General features: G+C 42.6%; 15 protein-coding genes. 6 read left to right on the top strand and 9 right to left on the bottom strand.

The window, feature by feature from the left end:
• Positions 1-109: 109 nt before the first annotated feature.
• Positions 110-1,402 (bottom strand): O-succinylhomoserine sulfhydrylase, encoded by a 1,293-nt coding sequence (locus CXF62_RS07440; protein WP_102093639.1) that lies wholly within the window; start codon positions 1,400-1,402, stop codon positions 110-112.
• 429 nt (positions 1,403-1,831) lie between these two features.
• Between CXF62_RS07440 and CXF62_RS07435 the strand changes: the two genes are divergently transcribed.
• The 3 genes from CXF62_RS07435 (at position 1,832) to dusA (ending at position 6,094) form a co-directional block, all read left to right on the top strand.
• The gene (locus CXF62_RS07435) at positions 1,832-3,475 is read left to right on the top strand and encodes a phospholipase D family protein (protein ID WP_102093638.1); all 1,644 of its coding nucleotides are present in this window, start codon (positions 1,832-1,834) and stop codon (positions 3,473-3,475) included.
• A gap of 221 nt (positions 3,476-3,696) precedes the next feature.
• Positions 3,697-5,001, top strand: coding sequence for an MFS transporter (locus CXF62_RS07430; RefSeq protein WP_102093637.1), 1,305 nt, complete (start codon positions 3,697-3,699; stop codon positions 4,999-5,001).
• 109 nt (positions 5,002-5,110) lie between these two features.
• A complete protein-coding gene (gene dusA / locus CXF62_RS07425; protein ID WP_102093635.1) occupies positions 5,111-6,094 on the top strand; it encodes a tRNA dihydrouridine(20/20a) synthase DusA in 984 nt (327 codons plus the stop codon).
• Positions 6,095-6,160: 66 nt separating this feature from the next.
• Here dusA and CXF62_RS07420 read toward each other — a convergent pair whose 3' ends face one another.
• The 4 genes from CXF62_RS07420 to CXF62_RS07405 form a co-directional block, all read right to left on the bottom strand.
• The gene (locus tag CXF62_RS07420) at positions 6,161-6,949 is read right to left on the bottom strand and encodes a CPBP family intramembrane glutamic endopeptidase (RefSeq protein ID WP_228153192.1); all 789 of its coding nucleotides are present in this window, start codon (positions 6,947-6,949) and stop codon (positions 6,161-6,163) included.
• Positions 6,950-7,017: 68 nt separating this feature from the next.
• On the bottom strand, positions 7,018-7,908 hold the full coding sequence (locus CXF62_RS07415) for an alpha/beta fold hydrolase (protein ID WP_102093634.1): 891 nt from the start codon (positions 7,906-7,908) through the stop codon (positions 7,018-7,020).
• 280 nt (positions 7,909-8,188) lie between these two features.
• Complete coding sequence (gene sppA / locus CXF62_RS07410) at positions 8,189-9,241, bottom strand: signal peptide peptidase SppA (protein ID WP_102093633.1); 1,053 nt, start codon at positions 9,239-9,241, stop codon at positions 8,189-8,191.
• Positions 9,242-9,505: 264 nt separating this feature from the next.
• Positions 9,506-12,424: a ComEC/Rec2 family competence protein gene (locus tag CXF62_RS07405; RefSeq protein WP_228153191.1), complete on the bottom strand. Its 2,919-nt coding sequence runs from the start codon at positions 12,422-12,424 to the stop codon at positions 9,506-9,508.
• Between the two features lie 245 nt (positions 12,425-12,669).
• Here CXF62_RS07405 and CXF62_RS07400 point away from each other — a divergent pair, with 245 nt between their 5' ends.
• Positions 12,670-13,245, top strand: a complete 576-nt coding sequence (locus CXF62_RS07400; protein ID WP_228153190.1) for a DUF2062 domain-containing protein — start codon at positions 12,670-12,672, stop codon at positions 13,243-13,245.
• Positions 13,246-13,306: 61 nt separating this feature from the next.
• Here CXF62_RS07400 and CXF62_RS07395 read toward each other — a convergent pair whose 3' ends face one another.
• The 3 genes from CXF62_RS07395 to CXF62_RS07385 form a co-directional block, all read right to left on the bottom strand.
• Positions 13,307-13,612, bottom strand: coding sequence for a hypothetical protein (locus CXF62_RS07395; RefSeq protein WP_057760791.1), 306 nt, complete (start codon positions 13,610-13,612; stop codon positions 13,307-13,309).
• A 178-nt stretch (positions 13,613-13,790) separates the two neighbouring features.
• Positions 13,791-14,471 carry a lipoprotein-releasing ABC transporter ATP-binding protein LolD gene (lolD, locus tag CXF62_RS07390; RefSeq protein ID WP_057760792.1) on the bottom strand — a complete coding sequence of 227 codons (681 nt, stop codon included), beginning with the start codon at positions 14,469-14,471 and terminating at the stop codon, positions 13,791-13,793.
• A 57-nt stretch (positions 14,472-14,528) separates the two neighbouring features.
• Complete coding sequence (locus CXF62_RS07385; RefSeq protein ID WP_102092330.1) at positions 14,529-15,764, bottom strand: lipoprotein-releasing ABC transporter permease subunit; 1,236 nt, start codon at positions 15,762-15,764, stop codon at positions 14,529-14,531.
• 444 nt (positions 15,765-16,208) lie between these two features.
• Between CXF62_RS07385 and CXF62_RS07380 the strand changes: the two genes are divergently transcribed.
• Positions 16,209-17,183, top strand: coding sequence for a hypothetical protein (locus CXF62_RS07380; RefSeq protein WP_102093630.1), 975 nt, complete (start codon positions 16,209-16,211; stop codon positions 17,181-17,183).
• A 129-nt stretch (positions 17,184-17,312) separates the two neighbouring features.
• Here CXF62_RS07380 and CXF62_RS07375 read toward each other — a convergent pair whose 3' ends face one another.
• Positions 17,313-17,702 carry an SCP2 sterol-binding domain-containing protein gene (locus CXF62_RS07375; RefSeq protein WP_057760797.1) on the bottom strand — a complete coding sequence of 130 codons (390 nt, stop codon included), beginning with the start codon at positions 17,700-17,702 and terminating at the stop codon, positions 17,313-17,315.
• 866 nt (positions 17,703-18,568) lie between these two features.
• Between CXF62_RS07375 and ccoN the strand changes: the two genes are divergently transcribed.
• Complete coding sequence (gene ccoN / locus CXF62_RS07370; RefSeq protein WP_057760799.1) at positions 18,569-20,050, top strand: cytochrome-c oxidase, cbb3-type subunit I; 1,482 nt, start codon at positions 18,569-18,571, stop codon at positions 20,048-20,050.
• The last annotated feature ends 3 nt before the right edge of the window (positions 20,051-20,053 follow it).

The raw sequence follows: 20,053 nt of genomic DNA, 5'->3' as shown, positions 1-20,053 counted from the left end.
TTGCCTCTTTATCTTTTATGTTTGAATGTTATACGGTGCGCATCGTAATCAGTAATTATGAACAACGTAAAGTCCATATCATGTATGAACAGCGATTATACCGCTATCTTTACAAACTGTCTAAACCACGCGCCAAATCTTTGATTATATCTTCAACATCTTCCAAACCGACTGATAGACGAATCAGACCGTCTTTGACCCCTGCTTCAGCACGGGCTTCAGGAGTCAGGCGGAAATGTGTGGTCGTTGCAGGATGCGTAATAGTGGTTTTGGCATCGCCCAAGTTATTGGTGATAGAGACCATTTGTGTTGAATCAATCACATGCCACGCCGCTTCTTTGGTATCACGGCTATCAGATGCCTTGACTTCGAAGCCCATGATAGCACCGTAGCCATCTTTCATATGATGCTGACGTGTGGCAAGTTCGTGTGCGCTATGATTGCTCAAGCCTGAAAAGTGCACGGTACTAACGTTGGGATGATTGACCAAAAACTCTGCGACTTGATTGGCATTGTTACAGTGCGCCTGCATACGTAATTTAAGCGTCTCCAGTCCTTTGGTGAATACCCATGCATTAAACGGGCTCATGCTGATACCACCTGAGCGCACCACAGTAAAGGCTTCTTGCATCAGCTTATCACTACCAACCAACGCACCGCCCAACACTCGTCCTTGTCCATCTAGATATTTGGTCGCCGAATGAATAACCACGTCTGCGCCCAAGTCTAGTGGGCGCTGTAATGCTGGCGTGGCAAAGCAGTTATCAACGACTAGTAAGATATCATTGGCTTTACATAGCCCACTTAAGTAACCGATATCGCAAATCTGCGCCAGTGGATTACTTGGGCTTTCACAATAGATCACTTTGGTGTTTGGTTGAACGGCATTGGCCCATGCTTCATTGTCAAAGCAATCAACATAGCTAACTTCAACGCCAAACTTGGCCATATAGTTATTAAACAGCCCAATAGACGAGCCAAATAACTGATTGGCAGCGAGCAGATGGTCACCCGCTTTTAGATATGCCAAGCACATGGTCAGGATTGCACCCATACCAGAGGCCGTTGCAACCGCACGCTCACCGTTTTCTAGCGCGGCGAGACGACGCTCAAAAGTACGGACGCTTGGGTTGGTATGACGAGAGTAAACGTTTCCTGTCTTTGTACCGTCAAAATGTGCCGCAGCATCAGCGGCTGATTGATAAACATAAGAGCTGGTCGTAAAAATCGGCTCTGAATGCTCGCCCTCGTCGGTACGGTGTTGACCTGCCCGCACAGCAATCGTCTGCATACCGTAATCTAATCCTAAATCTAAGGCATCGTTACGCCAGTTTGGATCTAACCCATCGTTTGAGTTTTTTTGGTTCAAATTATTCTCATCTTTCGTTTGCGACTGACTCATAGACGTTCCGTTGCTTTGTTTTGGTTGGTATAAAAGGACTGCTTATTTTTTTGATTATTAAGCAAATTCATCAGCGTTATCATAACATGCCGACTTATTCCACACATCTGGTTTCAGATAACTTCTAATTATTAATTTTGCCTATTAAAATAACTGTATGTTCAATATGACAGCCATTATGCAGATTTAACCGACAATAAATCACGATAAAATCAATCGTCAAACCTAACAAAAATAACGTATTTATAATAGGCAGATATGCTAACAGCTGCTAAGCTTAGCAACGATTTGAATTTTGGCGTTGGTGATATTTTTATAGACCGTCCAATCAATGCTATCATCCTTAAAAATAGATGAACAATTTCAGCAAATTACTTATCCATGCATTTTATTTATCAGTATATTTAGGCTCATCAAGGTAAATTCGTTATGTCGATGTTCAGTATAGAACCAAGCAGCTTATCGTTGAGTCTGATACTTGGGCTGACTTTAGGTCTGAGCGCTTGCCAGAGCCTACCCAAACAGCCACATCTACCTGAGAGCCAAGCGCTATCAGCGCGAGTCAATGCTTTATACCAACAAGAAGACAGCCCAAAGATTGAGCAAAATACAGCGACTACAACCAACAATACTGATCTAGTGGCCGCTGTTAGTGCGCAGAATGAAATTCATCCTGATTTGTCAGGCTATCATCCGATCGTCACTGGGGCAAATGCGTTCGCCGCCCGTAGTATGTTAACAGGTATGGCCACGCGCAATATCGATGCGCAGTATTATATTTGGCATAATGATCAGGCTGGCCAACTGCTATTAAAAGACTTGTGGGAAGCGGCTGAGCGCGGTGTGATCGTGCGTTTGTTGTTGGATGATTTTAATAACAGTGCAAAGTTTGATCAGCACCTATTACGTTTTGCGAGCCACCCTAATATCGCGGTGCGTATCATCAACCCATTAATGCACCGTAAGTTTTCAACATTGAACTACGTCACAGGTTTGCCGCGTATCAATCGCCGTATGCACAATAAAAGCATGACGTTTGATAAACAGATTACCATTATCGGCGGACGTAATATCGGTAATGAGTACCTGAGTAACGATCAAAGCAGCCAGTTTGCGGATTTGGATGTTTTACTGATTGGTAAAGTCGTCGCAGACATTGATAATAGCTTTGCCAGTTACTGGTCATCGCCGCTGTCGTTTGACATCGAAACTTTAGCCAAGTTCGACGATGACGTCACGCCTGATTTTTTGAAGGCATTAGACAAGCTGGGTATAGATGAGGAAAATAACGAAGGCAGTAGCTTGACGGTTTATAAAGCCGCCATCAAAGACTCGACGATAGACACTGATCTGATCAACAAACGCGTGCCGTTTCGTTGGACAGACATGCAGTTTTTGAGTGACGATGTTGGCAAGCTGTCCAAAAGCGTCTCATCTGAGACCAACTTGGTGCATCAACTGCGTACGTTACTCGGTAGCCCAACCAAAAAACTGACAATCATCTCGTCTTATTTTGTCCCGACCAAAGATGGAGTCGATACTTTGGTGAAGCTCGCCGAATCTGGCGTTGATATCAAAATATTAACCAACTCATTTGATGCAACCGACGTGACCGCTGTTCATTCTGGTTATAGTCAATGGCGCCCTAGCCTACTGCGGTCAGGCGTAAAAATATACGAGCTAAAATCAACGGCAGCTGAAGAAAAACGTGACAATAAACTCTGGCGTGCACGCAGTCAGTCATCAACCAGCCTACATGCAAAAACGTTTGCGGTAGACGACTATCAAGTGTTTATCGGCTCCTACAACGTTGACCCTCGCTCTGCCAATATCAATACTGAAATGGGTGTAATCATCAATGATGATGAGTTGGCAAGACAGCTGCACGGGGCGCTGAGTGATGATTTACTAAACCAAGCTTATGAAGTTAAGCTGCTAGACAACGGTAGCTTGGAGTGGCACACCATGGAAGATGGCAAAGAAGTCGTTTACGAGTCAGAGCCACGGGTCGATATGAGTGATCATATCTGGCTTACTATTATGTCTTGGTTACCCATTGACTGGCTGTTGTAGATATATAGCTTATTAATTTTGACAGTTCTAGAACACTTAGTTTTGCGACTCAGTTGTATTAAGTAAACAAAGTACTATTCAAAAACTTTTATTTTAAACCCCAACTTATTGTTTCGGCAAATCATCTTTTATATATCTTGATTTGCCGTTTTTACCATGGCCGGTTATCCAAACGATGATCGTCTTAATGACCACTTTACTCTGTGGATATGTGATCTATTATGCCGACTCGTTCTCAATACGCCCTGATGTCTAAAAAAGACAAAAATACAGTCATATTCGTAAGCTTTATCAGCGCTGTAATCTTTTTTGATTTTTTGATTTACTTGTATATCTCAGATATTGTTTCAGCGGCGATTTTTCCTGCTAATGCTGACCCTAGAGTTGCTAAACTGCAAGGAATGGGGCTTTTTGTTATCGGTTATTTAGCACGTCCAATCGGAGGTGTTCTCATCGGTCGTTATGGTGATATAAAAGGTAGAAAGCCAGTTTTATTGCTAAGTATAATAGTTACCGCATGTAGTCTCCTAGCAATGGCATTTTTACCCACTTATGCACAATGGGGGGCTGCTGCGCCTGCCTTATTTATATTGTTAAGAATCATACAGGGTATGGCGTTTGGTCTTTATGTACCGCTATCTTGGGTATTTGTAGCAGAGCATGTGCCCAGACAATATCTGTCAGTTGCCTGTAGCTATGCGACTGCTAGCTTCTTTGTAGGTGTGCTGTTTTCAAATGCCTTTTTTATGTGGTTATCTAGCTTTATGACGACGACTGAGCTAACTGATTATGGTTGGCGTTTACCATTTTTAGTAGCGGCGGCTCTTAGTTTCTTACCACTCTTATTTTGGCGATTCATCGGAGAAACACCCTTTTTTCTGGCACTTACAAAATTAAATGCCGGCAAAAACTCAGGCAAGCCGCTTACCATACTCTTTAAACACTGCAAACACTCTGTGTTTGTCGGCATGGTGCTGACGTTAGTGATTTCTAGCATTACCTCTGTGGTTGTTCTACTATTGCCAGACTTGATAGAGATAAACTTTACGTTAGACAGCGATTTGTTTGGATTCTCCCATAGCTTGGGCATCGTATTTATGATTTTTGGCTGTATATTCTATGGGATAATTTCTAATCATGAGAATTTTGGTAAGGTTCTAGTAATTGGTTCGATACTCCTCATTGCTCAAATACTAGCCTTCTTTTATCATCTACAAGCAGGTGGCGATTACATTTTAATTATGTACGCGCTTTTGGGATTCTGTGCTGGTATTGTCGGTATGGTTCCTGCTATCTTGGTGCAATTGTTTCCAACCAACGTGCGTCTCACAGGTATCTCTTTTTGTTATAATGTGACCTACGGTATCGTTGGTGTACTGATACCTTTTGGTCTTGGTTATGCCACAACTTTAGTAAGCTTTTCACCAGCACTATACATTGCCTTTATTGGCTTTATCGGTATTATCATGGGGCTTTATTTCTATAATTTGCCTGAATTCAAAAAGATTGATCATGTTATTTTATAAATAATAGATCAGTCACTAATTCGAACGATGTTTAAAACTAAGGTGCAATGAGACATCTCATTGCACCTTATCCATTTGTTTAAGACACAGATATTAAGGCTTGATAACCATGGTTGATATGACCAACAAACGCCTATCAGTCGCTCCTATGATTGATTGGACAACGACAGACTATCGTTACTTTGCGCGACTATTTAACCCGCACACGTACCTGTATACCGAAATGATTAGCACCGGTGCATTGATACACGGTAACCGCGCACGGCACCTACGCTTTGACACACTTGAGCATCCACTGGTATTGCAGCTTGGCGGAGCAGATATCAGTGAGATGACACAATGCGCCGAATTTGCTCAGCAATACGGCTATGATGAAGTCAATATCAATGTTGGTTGCCCTTCTGATCGTGTGCAACACAACAAGATAGGTGCCTGTCTAATGGCAGAGCCAAAAACGGTGGCTGACTTGGTCAAGCACATGCAAGCTGCAGTCGATATCCCCGTGACGGTCAAACACCGTATCGGTATCGATGATTTTGACAGTTACGAGTTTATGGTGGATTTTGTGCAGACCGTTGCGACTGCTGGCTGTACGCGTTTTATCGTTCATGCACGTACCGCGTGGCTACAAGGGCTGAGTCCTAAGCAAAACCGCGAGATACCACCGTTACGTTACGAGGATGTCTATCGTCTAAAACAAGACTTTCCTGAGCTGGATATTGAGATCAATGGCGGTATTGATACCATTGAAGACATAAAAATGCATTTGCAACATATCGATGGCGTGATGATTGGTCGGGCGTTTTATCACAACCCGTATCTATTAGCAGAAGCCAATAGCTTATGGAACGAGGCAGCACCCGACGCGATACCTAAGCGCTCAGAGATTTTAGAGCAGCTCTACCCTTATCTACAAGAACAAATCGCCAAAGGCGAAGCACTACCCACGATGACACGGCATTATCTAGGATTGTTTCAAGGGTTGATGGGTGCACGCAAATGGCGGCAAGCATTGAGCGGCAAACCTCAGCTCACGCTCGATGACATTAAACGAGCAGCCGATGAAGTATTATTGTTAAATCCTGACGCATAGCTAAATGCTGATATAACTGGCTTGATAGAATTCACATGCTATCCATTATCGTGGCTAGCATGTTATCTACGCCGCTTGCGCAAGATACTGCCACATCGCTGCGCCATTATTAATGATATGTAATACGATTGGCAGTAATAGCGACCCTGACTTGATACGTGCATAACAAAATATGAATGCCAAAACCACAATAGTACTGATTTCATAAATGCCATACTGCACATGGATAGTGGCAAATATCAAACTGGTCACGATACTTGCTACTATCGCACCGTGATGCACAGAGTATGACGGTGCGGTGAACTGCTCTTTGATGGCTGACCATAATATGCCACGAAAAACCACTTCTTCGTAAATAGGTGCAACCACGACCATTGCAAAGACCAGCAGCCACACTGAACTAACAGACTGATACAACGGATCTACAAATACCAGCGGCGTCATGTCCAGCATATAAGTCAGCGCCTGACTGGCAATCATAAATATCAGTAGTAGCCCAAGCATGCCTATACCTGCCGACAGTGAGAACGGCTTTAAGGCTAGATATTGACGCAGACTGCCACCTTTTAAACGAATGATAAGCATGCTAATTGCCACTAGCAATACACAGCCGATGAGTATAGACAGGCTCACAACTGTTCCATCATTACTACCAAAATAGAATATCTGCCCTATCGATGTCCTTTCATCGGCAGGTAATACCAGCTTGCCAGCGACATAAACACCTACCAACTGGCTGATAAAAAACGCAAGCACCATTCCTACTGTTAGCACGAATGTACCCACACGCGAAAATAGCGGCAGAGACTTAGGTGAGGCAGTCGTACTAGATGGCGCAGTTAGGTTTTTTGGCATAAAGGCGTCACTTAAAAATACTCTGGCAGCTCATATTTATTACAAGCATGACTGATGGTATGTTGCATTTATTTTGACAGTTGCTGCTTGATCAATCCTAGCACCTGCATTGAGACAGACTCTGGATGCTCAAGTGGGAACATATGTCCTCCTTCGTGAGTCTCATAAGGAATACCCAAGCGCAATTTTATCTGCTGCGGAAAGCGACGTTTCAAAAAGATACTGTCTTGACCAATGATTAAAGTTACAGGCACTTTAGGACCACGATTCGGTGCCAGCCAATACCAAGATGGATTGGTACGGAACACAGCAACTTCGCTAGCTTTAGGGATAGCCAATGTCACTTTGCCATCCGCGCGCTCATGCAAGCCATGATCGATATATCCTTGAAAGCTACGCTCATTAAAATTCTTAAAAAACCCTTTATGTCGCATTTTCTCATATGCTTCATCCCGGCTATCCCACACATCACGGCGATGCTTAGACACGCCAGCTGGTGACAGTTTGTCCATCAAGCGGTTATTCATAAGTGGCAATCTATCTGCTGTTTTTGCTAAATGCCACAACAAGCTGACTTTGCCATAAATCCAAGGCGGATCCATAAGTACTGCTTGTGCAAACAGTTCAGGCTGACGATACGTGGCCTGCAAGGTACACATGGCCCCAAGCGAATGCCCTAATCCTACTACCTGTGCAACGCCATGCTTTTTGCAGGCACTGTTTACGCTATCAATAATTTGCTGCGTTAGACTACGCCAATGATCGTCCACCGGATAATCAGGCGTATCACCCAACATCGCAATATACTCAATCGTAAAAAATTCTGATAAACCTTCAAAAAACGGTTCATATACCGCGCTTGGCATTCCATTAGCATGGGCAAAATGCAGCACAGGTTTATTGGTTATTTTAGAGACAGGCAGTTTAGCAAAAGACTGCAAATTTATTTCATCACTCATGACAGACTCTCGTGGGATCGTTTATGTTATATATTATTTTAATGATTGAACCTTGTACCCTTATTAAAATCAACAGCATCAAAACTAATCCCTTCAAAATCAACTATGTTTATATGGCAAATTTGACGACTGTGTTCGATGGTTATAGTTGTATAGCCAATTTAATCAGGCTATCACTTGGGCCAAGGTTTCTTATCTGGTATTACATACAATTAAGGCTGAGCACAATTATATGCTCAGCCTTAACAATCATACACATTATATCTAAAACATAAAACGCTTAACGCATCTGTCCAGTGTTGCTTTCTTGTGGCAATACATCAAGACTAACGCTAGAGCCAATACCTGCACCTAATTTCACTGCAAAACGGTCCATAAACATTTGGAACGGATCAGTTGGGCTATAGCTAATGATAGTATCTAGATCTAGTTGCTTACTTAGACTTGTGATACTACCTGTTTTGTCTGCTAGGCCTAGCTCAATAGACTGCTCACCTGTCCAGAATAGCCCTGAGAACAGTTTGTTTTGCTCAGGATTTTTCAGACGGTCGCCGCGCCCTTCTTTGACAGCATTGATAAAATGCTTGTGCGTGTTTGCTAGTACTTTTTCAACATGATTTTCTTCATAGTCAGTCAACGGACGAGATAAGCTTAAGATATCTTTATACTCACCAGCCGTAATCGTACGATCTTCTACACCAACTTTGTCCATCAAGCCTTTGACGTTGTAGCTTGGCATAATGACACCGATAGAGCCAACTAAACTTGACGGATTGACATAAATCTCATCTGCGGCAGACGCAATATAATAAGCACCTGAAGCACCGATATCACCAATCACCGCATAAAGCTTTTTGTCTGGGTATTCTTGGCGTAAGTCCATCATGGTCTGCCAAATCTCATCAGACTGTACCGGTGAACCGCCAGGTGAGTTAATGTCCAATGCCACTGCTTTTGAGTTACTGTTTGAAAAAGCGTCTCTCAATGCTTCATTGACATCATACGCATTAGCCACATCGTCATTACTGATGACACCTTGCAGCTCAACCACTGCCAAATGTGGATCGCTAGTATCGACTGCGTCCATACCTGTTGGCGTACTGCTGCAACCACGACCAAGGGTCAAAAATATCAATAAGATATAACCAAAGGTCAATAGTTTAAAAAAGATACTCCAACGACGAGCGCGGCGCTGCTCAACCACACTCGCTAATAACGTGTTTTCCAGCACCTTCCATTCTTGTCCACTTGGCGGGCTTGGTTGCTGCAGTTGCGTTGACTGATTTGCCGAGTTATCAGGACGTTTGTTAGGGTCTGGTGGCCAGTTGGGCATATAACTTCCTAAGTTAGAAACAATCTAAAACAATGAAATGAGGTTGTCGAGAAATACAGCTAGAACAGTGGTGTATACCTGACTGATACTGTCTCACAGTATCTGTGACCTGTATTAATAGGCTGCTAAGTATGGTGGTATTTCGATAATGGTTCAATAGTATAACTGTGAAATATCACTATATTGTAACACTGATAATATAAGCCTTATTTTTGAGGGTTAGTAGTTTCGGCATTGGGAGTGCTATTAATGTTATTTAGCGATTTAGTTGTTTAGCAATAATGCCGCGTCTAAGGGTTTATTATCATAGGTTATAACTTCATCGACTCTTTGACGACTTATGGCATCAGCTGTAATTTGCGAGGTACTATGACCAAGCCAACGTGTATTTTTGAATAGCATGTCATCATTATTCGATTCAACTGAACATAGTAATGACCACAGTTGCCAAACGCGTTGATGAGTGTCAGCATTTAAAATCAAACGCGACTGGAAAGACTCTGACTGTTTGCCAGTTAACTGGTTAGATGCTACTTGTGCTTGAGGGCTGACAGGTGAATTGACAGGTAACGAATTGAGTGGGTCTGCCGCATTGTATCTCAGAACGCGTATAGGCAGATTAGTATCAAGAGCAATCGTACAGTCCCAAACGCTAGTATCACCTATCTTGGTCCAACCAGTGATGACCTGCACTGACAATTCATCGTTAGTCGACTGCCATATTTTTCCTTGCTCACAACGTTGAGCACTGATAGTGGGCGTATCTTCAGATTGCCTAACTGTTTTATAGGCTTGCTGAAATGCAGACCAACGATCAGAGCGCCCTGCTTGCCAATATTGGCTAATGGCTAAACGGTCATTTAATTGAGCAACAGTCATCGGTAGTAGTTCAGAATTTTTAGTATTAGCAATATTCTTATCGTCAGGAATTAACGTATCAGTCAGGCCGTCACTGCTGCTCTGTACAACAATACTCTCTAACTTATTGACAGATAAGCTGCCCAGTTGCTGCTCTAAATTTTCAGATAATTTGTCTGCTGTCAGGCTGCTGGGCATCGTTCGTGTAGAGGCTGGTCTATGGTCAGCTAAGAACAACCAATTGGTATTGTCTTCATTGACGGTAGGATATTGTAGCAATGCTGCCGTTATATACGAATCACCCGTTGGCAAAATATATAGGGTCGATACAGTTACCAGTGACTGCTGATTGGCATACACTGTCATCATCAGTAACGTTAATGGTGGCAACATCAACCAACGGCTGAGTAAACCTCGTGGCAGCAGCCAAGGCAATGCACTTAGCAAAGCCATCGATAGTATCGCGATATTAACTGGTGTATAGAGCCACGCATCCGATAGCGCTGGCAATGACGTCAGCCAAATCATTAAATCATGTAGATGACCGACAATCGTACTAATAACCATCCAAAGAATATCAGCAATACTCGGCATTAAAAGGTAACACAGTCCTGCTAATAAATTGAGCGGTACAATCACCCAACCAAATAGTCCAATAGCAAATAAATTGATAAAAAGACCCCATAACGACGCCTTACCGAATAAAAGCAAAGTAACAGGGAGTAAGGTCAAAAACAGCCAAAACTGTAGTTTAAACACACGCTTAATCATTTGCCAAACACGGTTAGATAGCGCGTTATTGATATGAGTACGCGGCTTATCATCGTATATAGTCGTTGCAGCAGTAGTCTGATGCTGATACGACTTATCGTCATACTTGAGTAATAACGCCACTGCAATAAAAGATAGCCAGTATCCCGCCTGCCATAATACGTAAGGGTCACGCCAAGCCATCAATATAGCAAATGCCAATAGCACGCGCATCGTACTGATAGGAAGCAATATCAATCTGACGAATCCAATCGCTAATAACATCCAGGCCGTACGAGCAGCAGGTACGTCAAAACCAGTAAATAGCGCATAAATAAAAGCAGCACCAATCATTACCCACCAGCGCACTTGCCAACGCGGAATACGACGATAAATCGCTGAATAATTACGATCAAACAGCAGTACAACTATGCCTGCCAATACAATAGCCAAAAACAGTACGTGCGTGCCTGAAATAGCGAGCAGATGTGAGATACCCGCCAGTTGATATAAGTCCTTAGTATCACGATTAATCAAGCTACGATCACCCGTGAGAAGACTTAATGTCACGGCTTTCGCTTGTTGTTCTGCTATCGTTTGTGCTGACCAGTCTTGATAGAAATGCTGTCGTAATCGCCAACGCCCCTGATCGATACGAGTACGAAAGCGCTGAAGATATGAATCAGAGTCTAGCGACTGCTTCGAATATTTTTTATCGCTGATTTCATTGCTAATTTCGCTACTATTTACCAATGTAGGGCTAACGGCCAAAATATTTGCAACGCCATCAATATGCCGACCTCGTAACCAGCGATAACTGTCAAAGCCAGTAGGGTTATTGACTGCTTGCTCAGAAGTAGCTAACGGCGCCAGTGCTAGGCTCATGAATATCTCATCACCGGGCTGCAAATCGTTTAAGGCTACAAACTGGCTATCATTTGCAGACTTTCTTGGATAGGCGTTAAGTAGGACTCGGTGTTCGCTAACTTTGAGACTAACTTCATTGGGATTAACATCGTGATTAGTGCTTAGGCTATTTTTATTTGCATCTAAGTAGTCGGATGTTTTAGTTGCTAACTCTTGGGGCGTTAGCTCAGCGACTAATGGAGCGATATTCGTTATCACCGCTACTTGGCGATACCCGCTGTCTGTAGTGGCATCATAAACACTGTCGCTCAACCCTTCGATACGCACGAGTGCTTGTACTCGTATCGGTGCAGTTATTTCAGTGGTTTCTGCTTGTTGATGAGTAACCAAAGCTTGCAGTGCGCTGCCTATCACTAACGCAGTCGCTAGTAGAGCTAAGACTAAGTATCTAATAATTCGGAAAGGAAGTTTAATATGACGAGATGTGTTGTTAGAGGTATTGCTATCAGCGTTGTGGCTGTCTATCGAGGGTATGTTAAATTGAGCAGACGCCAACAGAATTGTGGCAAATATAGTCAGTGCCAACGACAGATTAGAGGTACCAACTGTCTCTAGCAAAGACAAATCAGTTGGCATTATCACATTATCTGCGACTGCCAATACGCCCATCATAACTATAATTATGAGGCTACCAATCAACCAGTACACCAGCACTCCTTGCTTGATGACTTAAATATTATTCGGCCAAATATGGTTACTTACTATAGCAAATGGTACGCGATGCAATAGCATTTATATTTATATTACCCTATACTGAGGCAACGTATTAGGTGGTAACTATCTGACACCACCATTCTGTGTGTTCTAATCTTTATCCTACTCACTATATATTACTTTATACCAGCTTCTCAATACTATTGAGTAGACTGTAGTTAATGATTAAAGGCGATCCTGTGCCCCAAAAACGTCTAAAAGACCTACTTCCTACACCAGAGAAAATCTTAGAAAGTCGCACTTTAAAGCTGTTTGCACCGCACTTGGCTGATCCAAGGTTATGGCATTTCAATCGACACAGCCTAAATAAGGCCGTCTATATCGGTGTACTAAGTGCATTTTTTCCGCTGCCAGGACAGATGTTACTGGCACTTATTGGCTCGCTTATTTTTCGTGCCAATGTTCCTATGGCGCTTGGTTTGACATGGATTACTAACCCAGTCACTAGCTTGCCCATCTTTTATGCTGGATACTATATCGGTGCAAAGATCATTGATGCACCTATGATTAGCTTGCGATTCATCGGTAGAATGATTGCTGATTTTAGCTTATGGGCATTATCAAATGGTGCCAATCCGTTCATTACTTATCGCGGTACAGTATCGCTTGCTGCATTTTGCATCGGGCTAACAATTTTGGCGGTAGTGACTAGCATCGTTTGCGGATTAGCATTCAAGGCTATCTGGCGCTATAAAACCGTGGCTAGTTGGCAGAAACGTCAGCAAAAACCTTCTGACGAATCTGATAAGCGATAAGTAATCTAACTTTATTACACGGCTATAATACTTACGCCCTAGCTAAGTAAGCTAGCAAAGCTCATTCTTCTTTACTGTTCTCTATAGCATTTAAGACTTTGTCAGTAAAGTTGCTATCCATCGGTACGATCTCAATGACTTCATCATTTTTGCAGAGCGTATAACGTTTACCTGTCGCGCTATCTTGGACTTTTAGGTCGTAATCAACCCCAGCCAAAGTGATGGCATCAAACACAGGTGTCAGTAGCTCCGTTTGCGCTTGTCTATCAAGCGTTTCAAACAAAGTTGGATCGATGTAAGGCTTTAACGGCTCATCACCCTCTTCTGCACTGCCAAAAGCCGCAATTGGATTATCATCTTCACGCATTTTACGCATCCTTATAAAATAGATAAGGCGGCTGGCTCACAACCGCTTAATCGCTAGTTTCTATGATATATTTTCTTAATAATACAACAATAACTTTTCAATATGATAGCCACTATATCCATGACAGACGCCAATAGATGGCGTTTCGGTCAGTTTTTCGACCTAATATAAAAAATTATTAATACTGCTCCCAATGCCCATTGCGTAGCAACAACTGACGATCAGCAAGCGCCGCCAAATTGCGATCATGCGTCACCATAAGTAGCGCGGTTTGCATGGTGCTTTGTAGCTCTGACAACAGGCCAAAGACGCTTTGTGCATTGTCGTAGTCCAAGTTACCTGTTGGCTCGTCCGCCAAAATAAGCGATGGCTTAGTCACTAGCGCGCGTGCAATCGCTACACGTTGGCGCTCGCCACCTGATAGCTCACCTGGTCTATGCATCAAACGATGCTCCAGACCGACATTTTCTAGAATCTCAACTGCTTGCTTACGAGCATCAGTTGTTGATACTTCTGGACGCATCAGCAATGGCATAGCTACGTTTTCGATTGCTGTAAACTCTGCCAAAAGGTGGTGAAACTGATAAATAAAGCCCAAATGCTTGTTGCGCATAGCTCCGCGCTCAGTTTCATTCATGCTATTTAATAACTGACCATGCAACCAAACTTCACCACTGGTTGGCGTATCTAGACCACCAAGCAAATGTAGCAACGTACTTTTACCTGAACCGCTAGTTCCAACGATAGCGATGCGCTCACCCGCATGAACAGTCAGATCAAGACCAGTCAATACTTGCGTACTGACCGCGCCTTCATCATATATCTTATTGATATTGGTCGCCTCTAAAATGGCAGACATAGCGCTTCCTTTATTTTATTTATTTCGGTATTTATTTCGATATTTAGGCGTTTGCGATTACTCATAGCGTAGCGTTTGAGCAGGCTGAATCTTAGCCGCTCGGCGCGCTGGATAAATCGTTGCCAAAAAGCTCAATACAAACGATGCACCTGTGATTAATACCACATCTAACAAACGCAACTGCGATGGCAAGTAATTGACAAAATACGCATCAAACAGGTTCAGACCAAAAGCTTGGTTAATAAAGCCTAAAATATCACTAACTGTAAGCGCAAATATCACACCCAATATCGTACCAGCGATAGTACCGATGACACCGATAACCACACCTTGGACCATAAAGACTTGCGTAATCAAACGAGGAGACGCACCAAAGGTTTTTAAGATTGCAATATCTGCTTTTTTATCGGTCACTAGCATAACCAGACTTGAGACAATGTTAAAAGCGGCAACTAAGATGATCAAAAATAGTAATAGGCCAACCATGGCTTTTTCCATTTGAATTGCTCCAAATAGATTGCCATGGGTTTGTGTCCAGTCATTTGGATATAGCTTTTCAGGTGCGATAGCAGCCGCTTTTTCCGCAGCTATCGGCGCAGTAAAGATATCGTTCAGCTTCATGCGTACGCCCTGCGCACCTTCTGGCAGACGCAGTAACTTTGCCGCATCTCCCATCGGGATAAATGCCATGAGACTGTCTACTTCTGGGCTGATCGTAAAGATACCTGTCAGAGTAAAACGCTTAAATCGCGGTATCACACCTGCTGGTGATGGTGACGCTTCTGGCAATACCAGCGTCACTTTATCCCCTATTTGCAAACCCAAGGACTGCACCATCTCCTCACCCAACACGATACTGAAGTCACCACTTTTCAAGGTGTCAATACTACCTTCAATCATATGCTCATTGATGATAGAGACGTTTTTTTCGTATTCAGGCTCGACGCCTGTCACCATGATCCCTGCGACCTGACCATTTGATGTCAGCATCCCTTGCAGTTGAATGAATGGCGCCACAGCTGCCACTTCTGGGTCTTCTTTGATCTGATCAGCCAGCTGTTCCCAGTCGCCAATAATTTCTGATGAGACCACAGTAGCCTGCGGTACCATTCCCAAAATACGGGTTTTCAGTTCACGGTCAAAGCCGTTCATCACTGATAGCACCGTAATCAATACGGCAACCCCAAGCGTCAGACCAATCATCGAGATGAGTGATATAAAGGAGATAAAGCCATTACTACGTTCTGCTCGGGTATATCGTAAGCCGATAAATAACGCTAAAGGACGAAACATATTCAAACTCTTTATCTTATCTACGTGCGACTTTATATAGGTTGCATAACGAGCAGTAGTAAATGCATCATACAGTTGCTACTGCTCACATATAAATCAAACACAAAAACAGGGTGTCAGACGAGCCAATAACAGCTGTCAAAAGGGAGCTAGTTTGACACAAACTAGCTGATATGTGCCAGTCATTAGCAACACCTGAGAGTATTTTTTACCAAAAAACTGGGTTTTGTTATTATTTTTTATAGGGGGCTTGCTATTAGCTGTACCAATACCTATATATTATATGCTAAAGACAATTGTCATTAACCCCTCATTGAGGTTTACTCGCTATTTACTGATAATATCGCTGACCATCATAAACCAATCATTTAAAATGTTGGATGGTACACAAGCAAATATAGTATTAGATACAAACCTCACGCTGACTTAATTTTGAGTATTTTCATGACCATAAATTATCAATACAAAAACATTCAATCTCCTACCAAGATCACGTTGACCGATGAGCAGTCTGCAGGTCACGCCGATCACTGGCGTATTCTGACCGATGATATGAGTCATGATGTGCCTAAATGGCTACAAAAAATGATCGAAGTCGCCGCGATGCCTAAAGGCCTGAACAACAACGTTAGTGCAAAAGACAGCTGCCTGCTTTTATCAGAAGATCAGCCATGCCATATTAATCAAGTGCTGGCGATGAAAGATGGTAAGCCAGAATGCTTTATCAATGCTTATCCCTGTGTCGATAGTCCTTACGGATTGAACTGCAAAATTGAGCGTGTCATCGCCAATGATAACTCGCACGATGCCGTGTTACGTTTACGTACTGCTGATGGCAGTATCATTTATGCGTTTGATCAACTCTATACGACCAACCGTCATCTGTATCAGCGCGACACCTCTTACTATGTCAACTTTAGTGCTTGGGCGCATGAAATTAAGCTAAGCGAGCAAAACGAAGTCATTATGGTCGAAGACCAAGAGTCTATCCGTTATCACCGTGCCTTTAACGACATCGTGGCGGCAAATGACGGAAAAATCCCTGATGACCTACAAGAGCAAATCAGTGAATGGAAACCTGAAACCAAAGAGCAGATGGCACCTGTCGAAATCAACTTGGGTCATATGTGTGCTTACTTGTTTGGCGATACACTAGGACAAGAAGATGAAGCTTGGTGTCAAGGTCAAGTACTTGGCAAGCAAGAAACCGTATTTAATGGTAAATCTATCATATTGTTTGACGTGGTGACGCTACGTGAGCAGGATGCAGATCCTTTCGTCGTGCGTATTGGTGCGCTCAACACTGCTGAAACCAATAGCATCAAAGTACATGACTACGTCCAAGCAAACGTATGGCTACAAGCAGCAATATACAAAGAAAACCAATCAAATGCGACGCAGCAATCAAAAGCTAGCTAGACTGTTTGAAAGACTTTTTATGCCTATTTGATTGCGCAATAAAAAGCCCCTAATATGAATTAGGGGCTTTTTTGTGTCTTACTGACTTACAACGCAAAAACGTAGCATAAAATTCGTATAAATATGCGATTAAGCCATCGTTGTCATTGATTTGATGCGAGTATACAACTCTTTTTGCTCTGCGCTTGGACGTGCAGTCTGTACGGCCATTAGCTGTGACATATCGCCTTCGACGCGGATTTTACCACTCATAAACGCACCCATGATTTGATTGGTATCAAAATCCGTGATGATAGACTGTAGAATATCGCGATCTAATAGCAGTGTCGTCGTTGCATTATCGTTCAAACCGCGATGCAGCAAACCATTTGCAAAATTGGCTTCGATAGTTTTATCAGCTTCAGCCACTTTTAGATTGACGACCATATTGGCAAGTACTGGCGGTAAATTTAACTCACCTGCTTCGTTGCCCATTTTTTCTACTTGCTCAAACCATTCATCTGTCAAAAAAACTGCCATATTATATTATCCTTAATTGATATTCTATCAGGCCAATATCCCTTGAAGTATTATTAGCCTAACTATTAGAATTATTAAAATGATTGCTATCAATAGACCTATGCAATACATAGCCATTAATGACGTTCAGCCTCATTATAAAGGGCGACTTGATAAGAAGTAAAACCTATTTATCGGCTCAGCAATGTTATTGTTACAAAACTTCTTTGCAAGCCTACGCTTATGTCTAGCGAGCGCTTCCCCTATTCAATCAAAATGAGCATCTAGAATAGTGACAAAATTGTGTATAAAATAGAGGAGTAGCACAGCAATAATAAGTTGCTCGCTAACATTTATACCAAAGAGTTTGTATTTTGGCGCATAGTTCTGATGATATTTAATTAGGATTGCGTTACAATACCCTTAAACAGAGTCGGGAGTTTTAACCAAACATTACATAATCGTGTTTTTTGTCAGCCGCCGCTAGCATACATCTATGGTCAATGCGTTTTAATAGCCCTATAGATATGGGTATCTATCTTCATTAGTACAGATTTTTTCGTAATAATTAAGATACATATTTAGCCTTATGAGATGTTTGATGCTCAAAACGGCGCGTCTTCTTATTTACCTTGATGATCTATTAACAATCCTACTATCGATTGACCTTGAGTAAGGTGTATGAAATGCCTATTTCTATTTATTAGTATTAACTAATAGACAGTAAGGGCCTAAATCGATAGTTCATGACGTCATTGCGCTAAATAAGCCAAAAAACAACATGTGTTGGCGCTAGTATAAATACAAATTTGAGAGTATTTATAGTGCAGACAACATAGATTGTTGGTTAATTCTGTTGATAATTCGGGCTGTAAAGGAATCATCCAATGAGTTTACAAAACACAGCAGTCGCCCCAGTTGACCGTGAGTATGAAATTACTATCGTAAGATTTTTTACGATCATGGCTGTCGTTTGGGGCATCGTCGGCATGAGTCTTGGTGTGTTCATTGCTTCACAGTTAGCATGGCCAGCACTCAACTTTGACATTCCATGGCTGACCTTTAGTCGTTTAAGACCACTGCATACCAATGCGGTGATCTTTGCGTTCGGTGGCTCTGCCCTGTTCGCAACGTCTTACTACATCGTTCAGCGTACCTGTAAGACGCGTTTATTTGCGCCATATTTGGCTTGGTTTACCTTTTGGGGTTGGCAAGCGGTTATCGTATCCGCTGTTATTACCCTTCCTCTAGGTTTGACCTCAACTAAAGAATACGCTGAGCTTGAGTGGCCGATCGATATCCTAATTGCCTTGGTATGGATCTCTTATGCCATTGTATTTTTTGGTACGCTCATCAAACGTAAAACCTCACATATTTATGTGGCTAACTGGTTCTTTGCCGCTTTCATCATTACGATTGCATTACTACACATCGTAAACAGCATGGCGATTCCAGTTAGCGCGTTCAAATCTTACTCGCTATTTGGCGGTGCAACTGATGCGATGGTGCAGTGGTGGTACGGGCATAATGCGGTAGGTTTTTACTTAACGGCAGCCTTCCTTGGAATGATGTATTATTTCGTTCCTGTACAGATTGGTCGTCCTATCTATTCTTATCGTTTGTCTATCGTTCACTTTTGGGCATTGATTGCTTCATATATGTGGGCCGGTGGTCACCATTTGCATTATTCAGCGCTTCCTGATTGGACGCAGTCTCTTGCTATGGTCTTCTCAATCATCCTGTTTGCACCATCTTGGGGTGGTATGATTAACGGTGTACTAACGCTATCAGGTAGTTGGGATAAGCTGCGTACCGATCCGATCATTCGCTTTATGATTGTTGCATTGTCGTTCTACGCGATGTCGACGTTCGAAGGCCCAATGATGTCTATCAAAACAGTGAATGCGCTATCGCATAACACTGACTGGACAGTTGGTCACGTACACTCAGGCGCACTTGGCTGGGTTGGTATGATTACGATTGGTTCGCTATACGTACTGTTACCACGTATTTATAACAAACCGAAGATGTACTCTATCAGCTTAATCACCACGCATTTCTGGCTTGCGACTGCAGGAACGATCTTCTATATCGTATCTATGTGGATCTCAGGTATTGGCCAAGGCATGATGTGGCTGGCTACTAATCCAGACGGTACTTTGGTATATAGCTTCGTTGATACTGTTGAATTCTCGCATTTCCCATATATTGGCCGTGCATTTGGTGGCTTCTTATATGTATCGGGTATGTTTGTAATGGCTTATAACTGCTATAAAACACTCAAAATGCCAGAAGGTAAGCCTGTAGATGTCGCTGATCCAACGGATCATGAACCTAGTGTCGAAAAACCTTCGACAGCTAACGTATAAGGA

The sequence above is a fragment of the Psychrobacter sp. MES7-P7E genome (assembly GCF_002863645.1).
GTDB lineage: Bacteria > Pseudomonadota > Gammaproteobacteria > Pseudomonadales > Moraxellaceae > Psychrobacter.
This window is presented reverse-complemented; position numbering and strand designations above follow the sequence as displayed.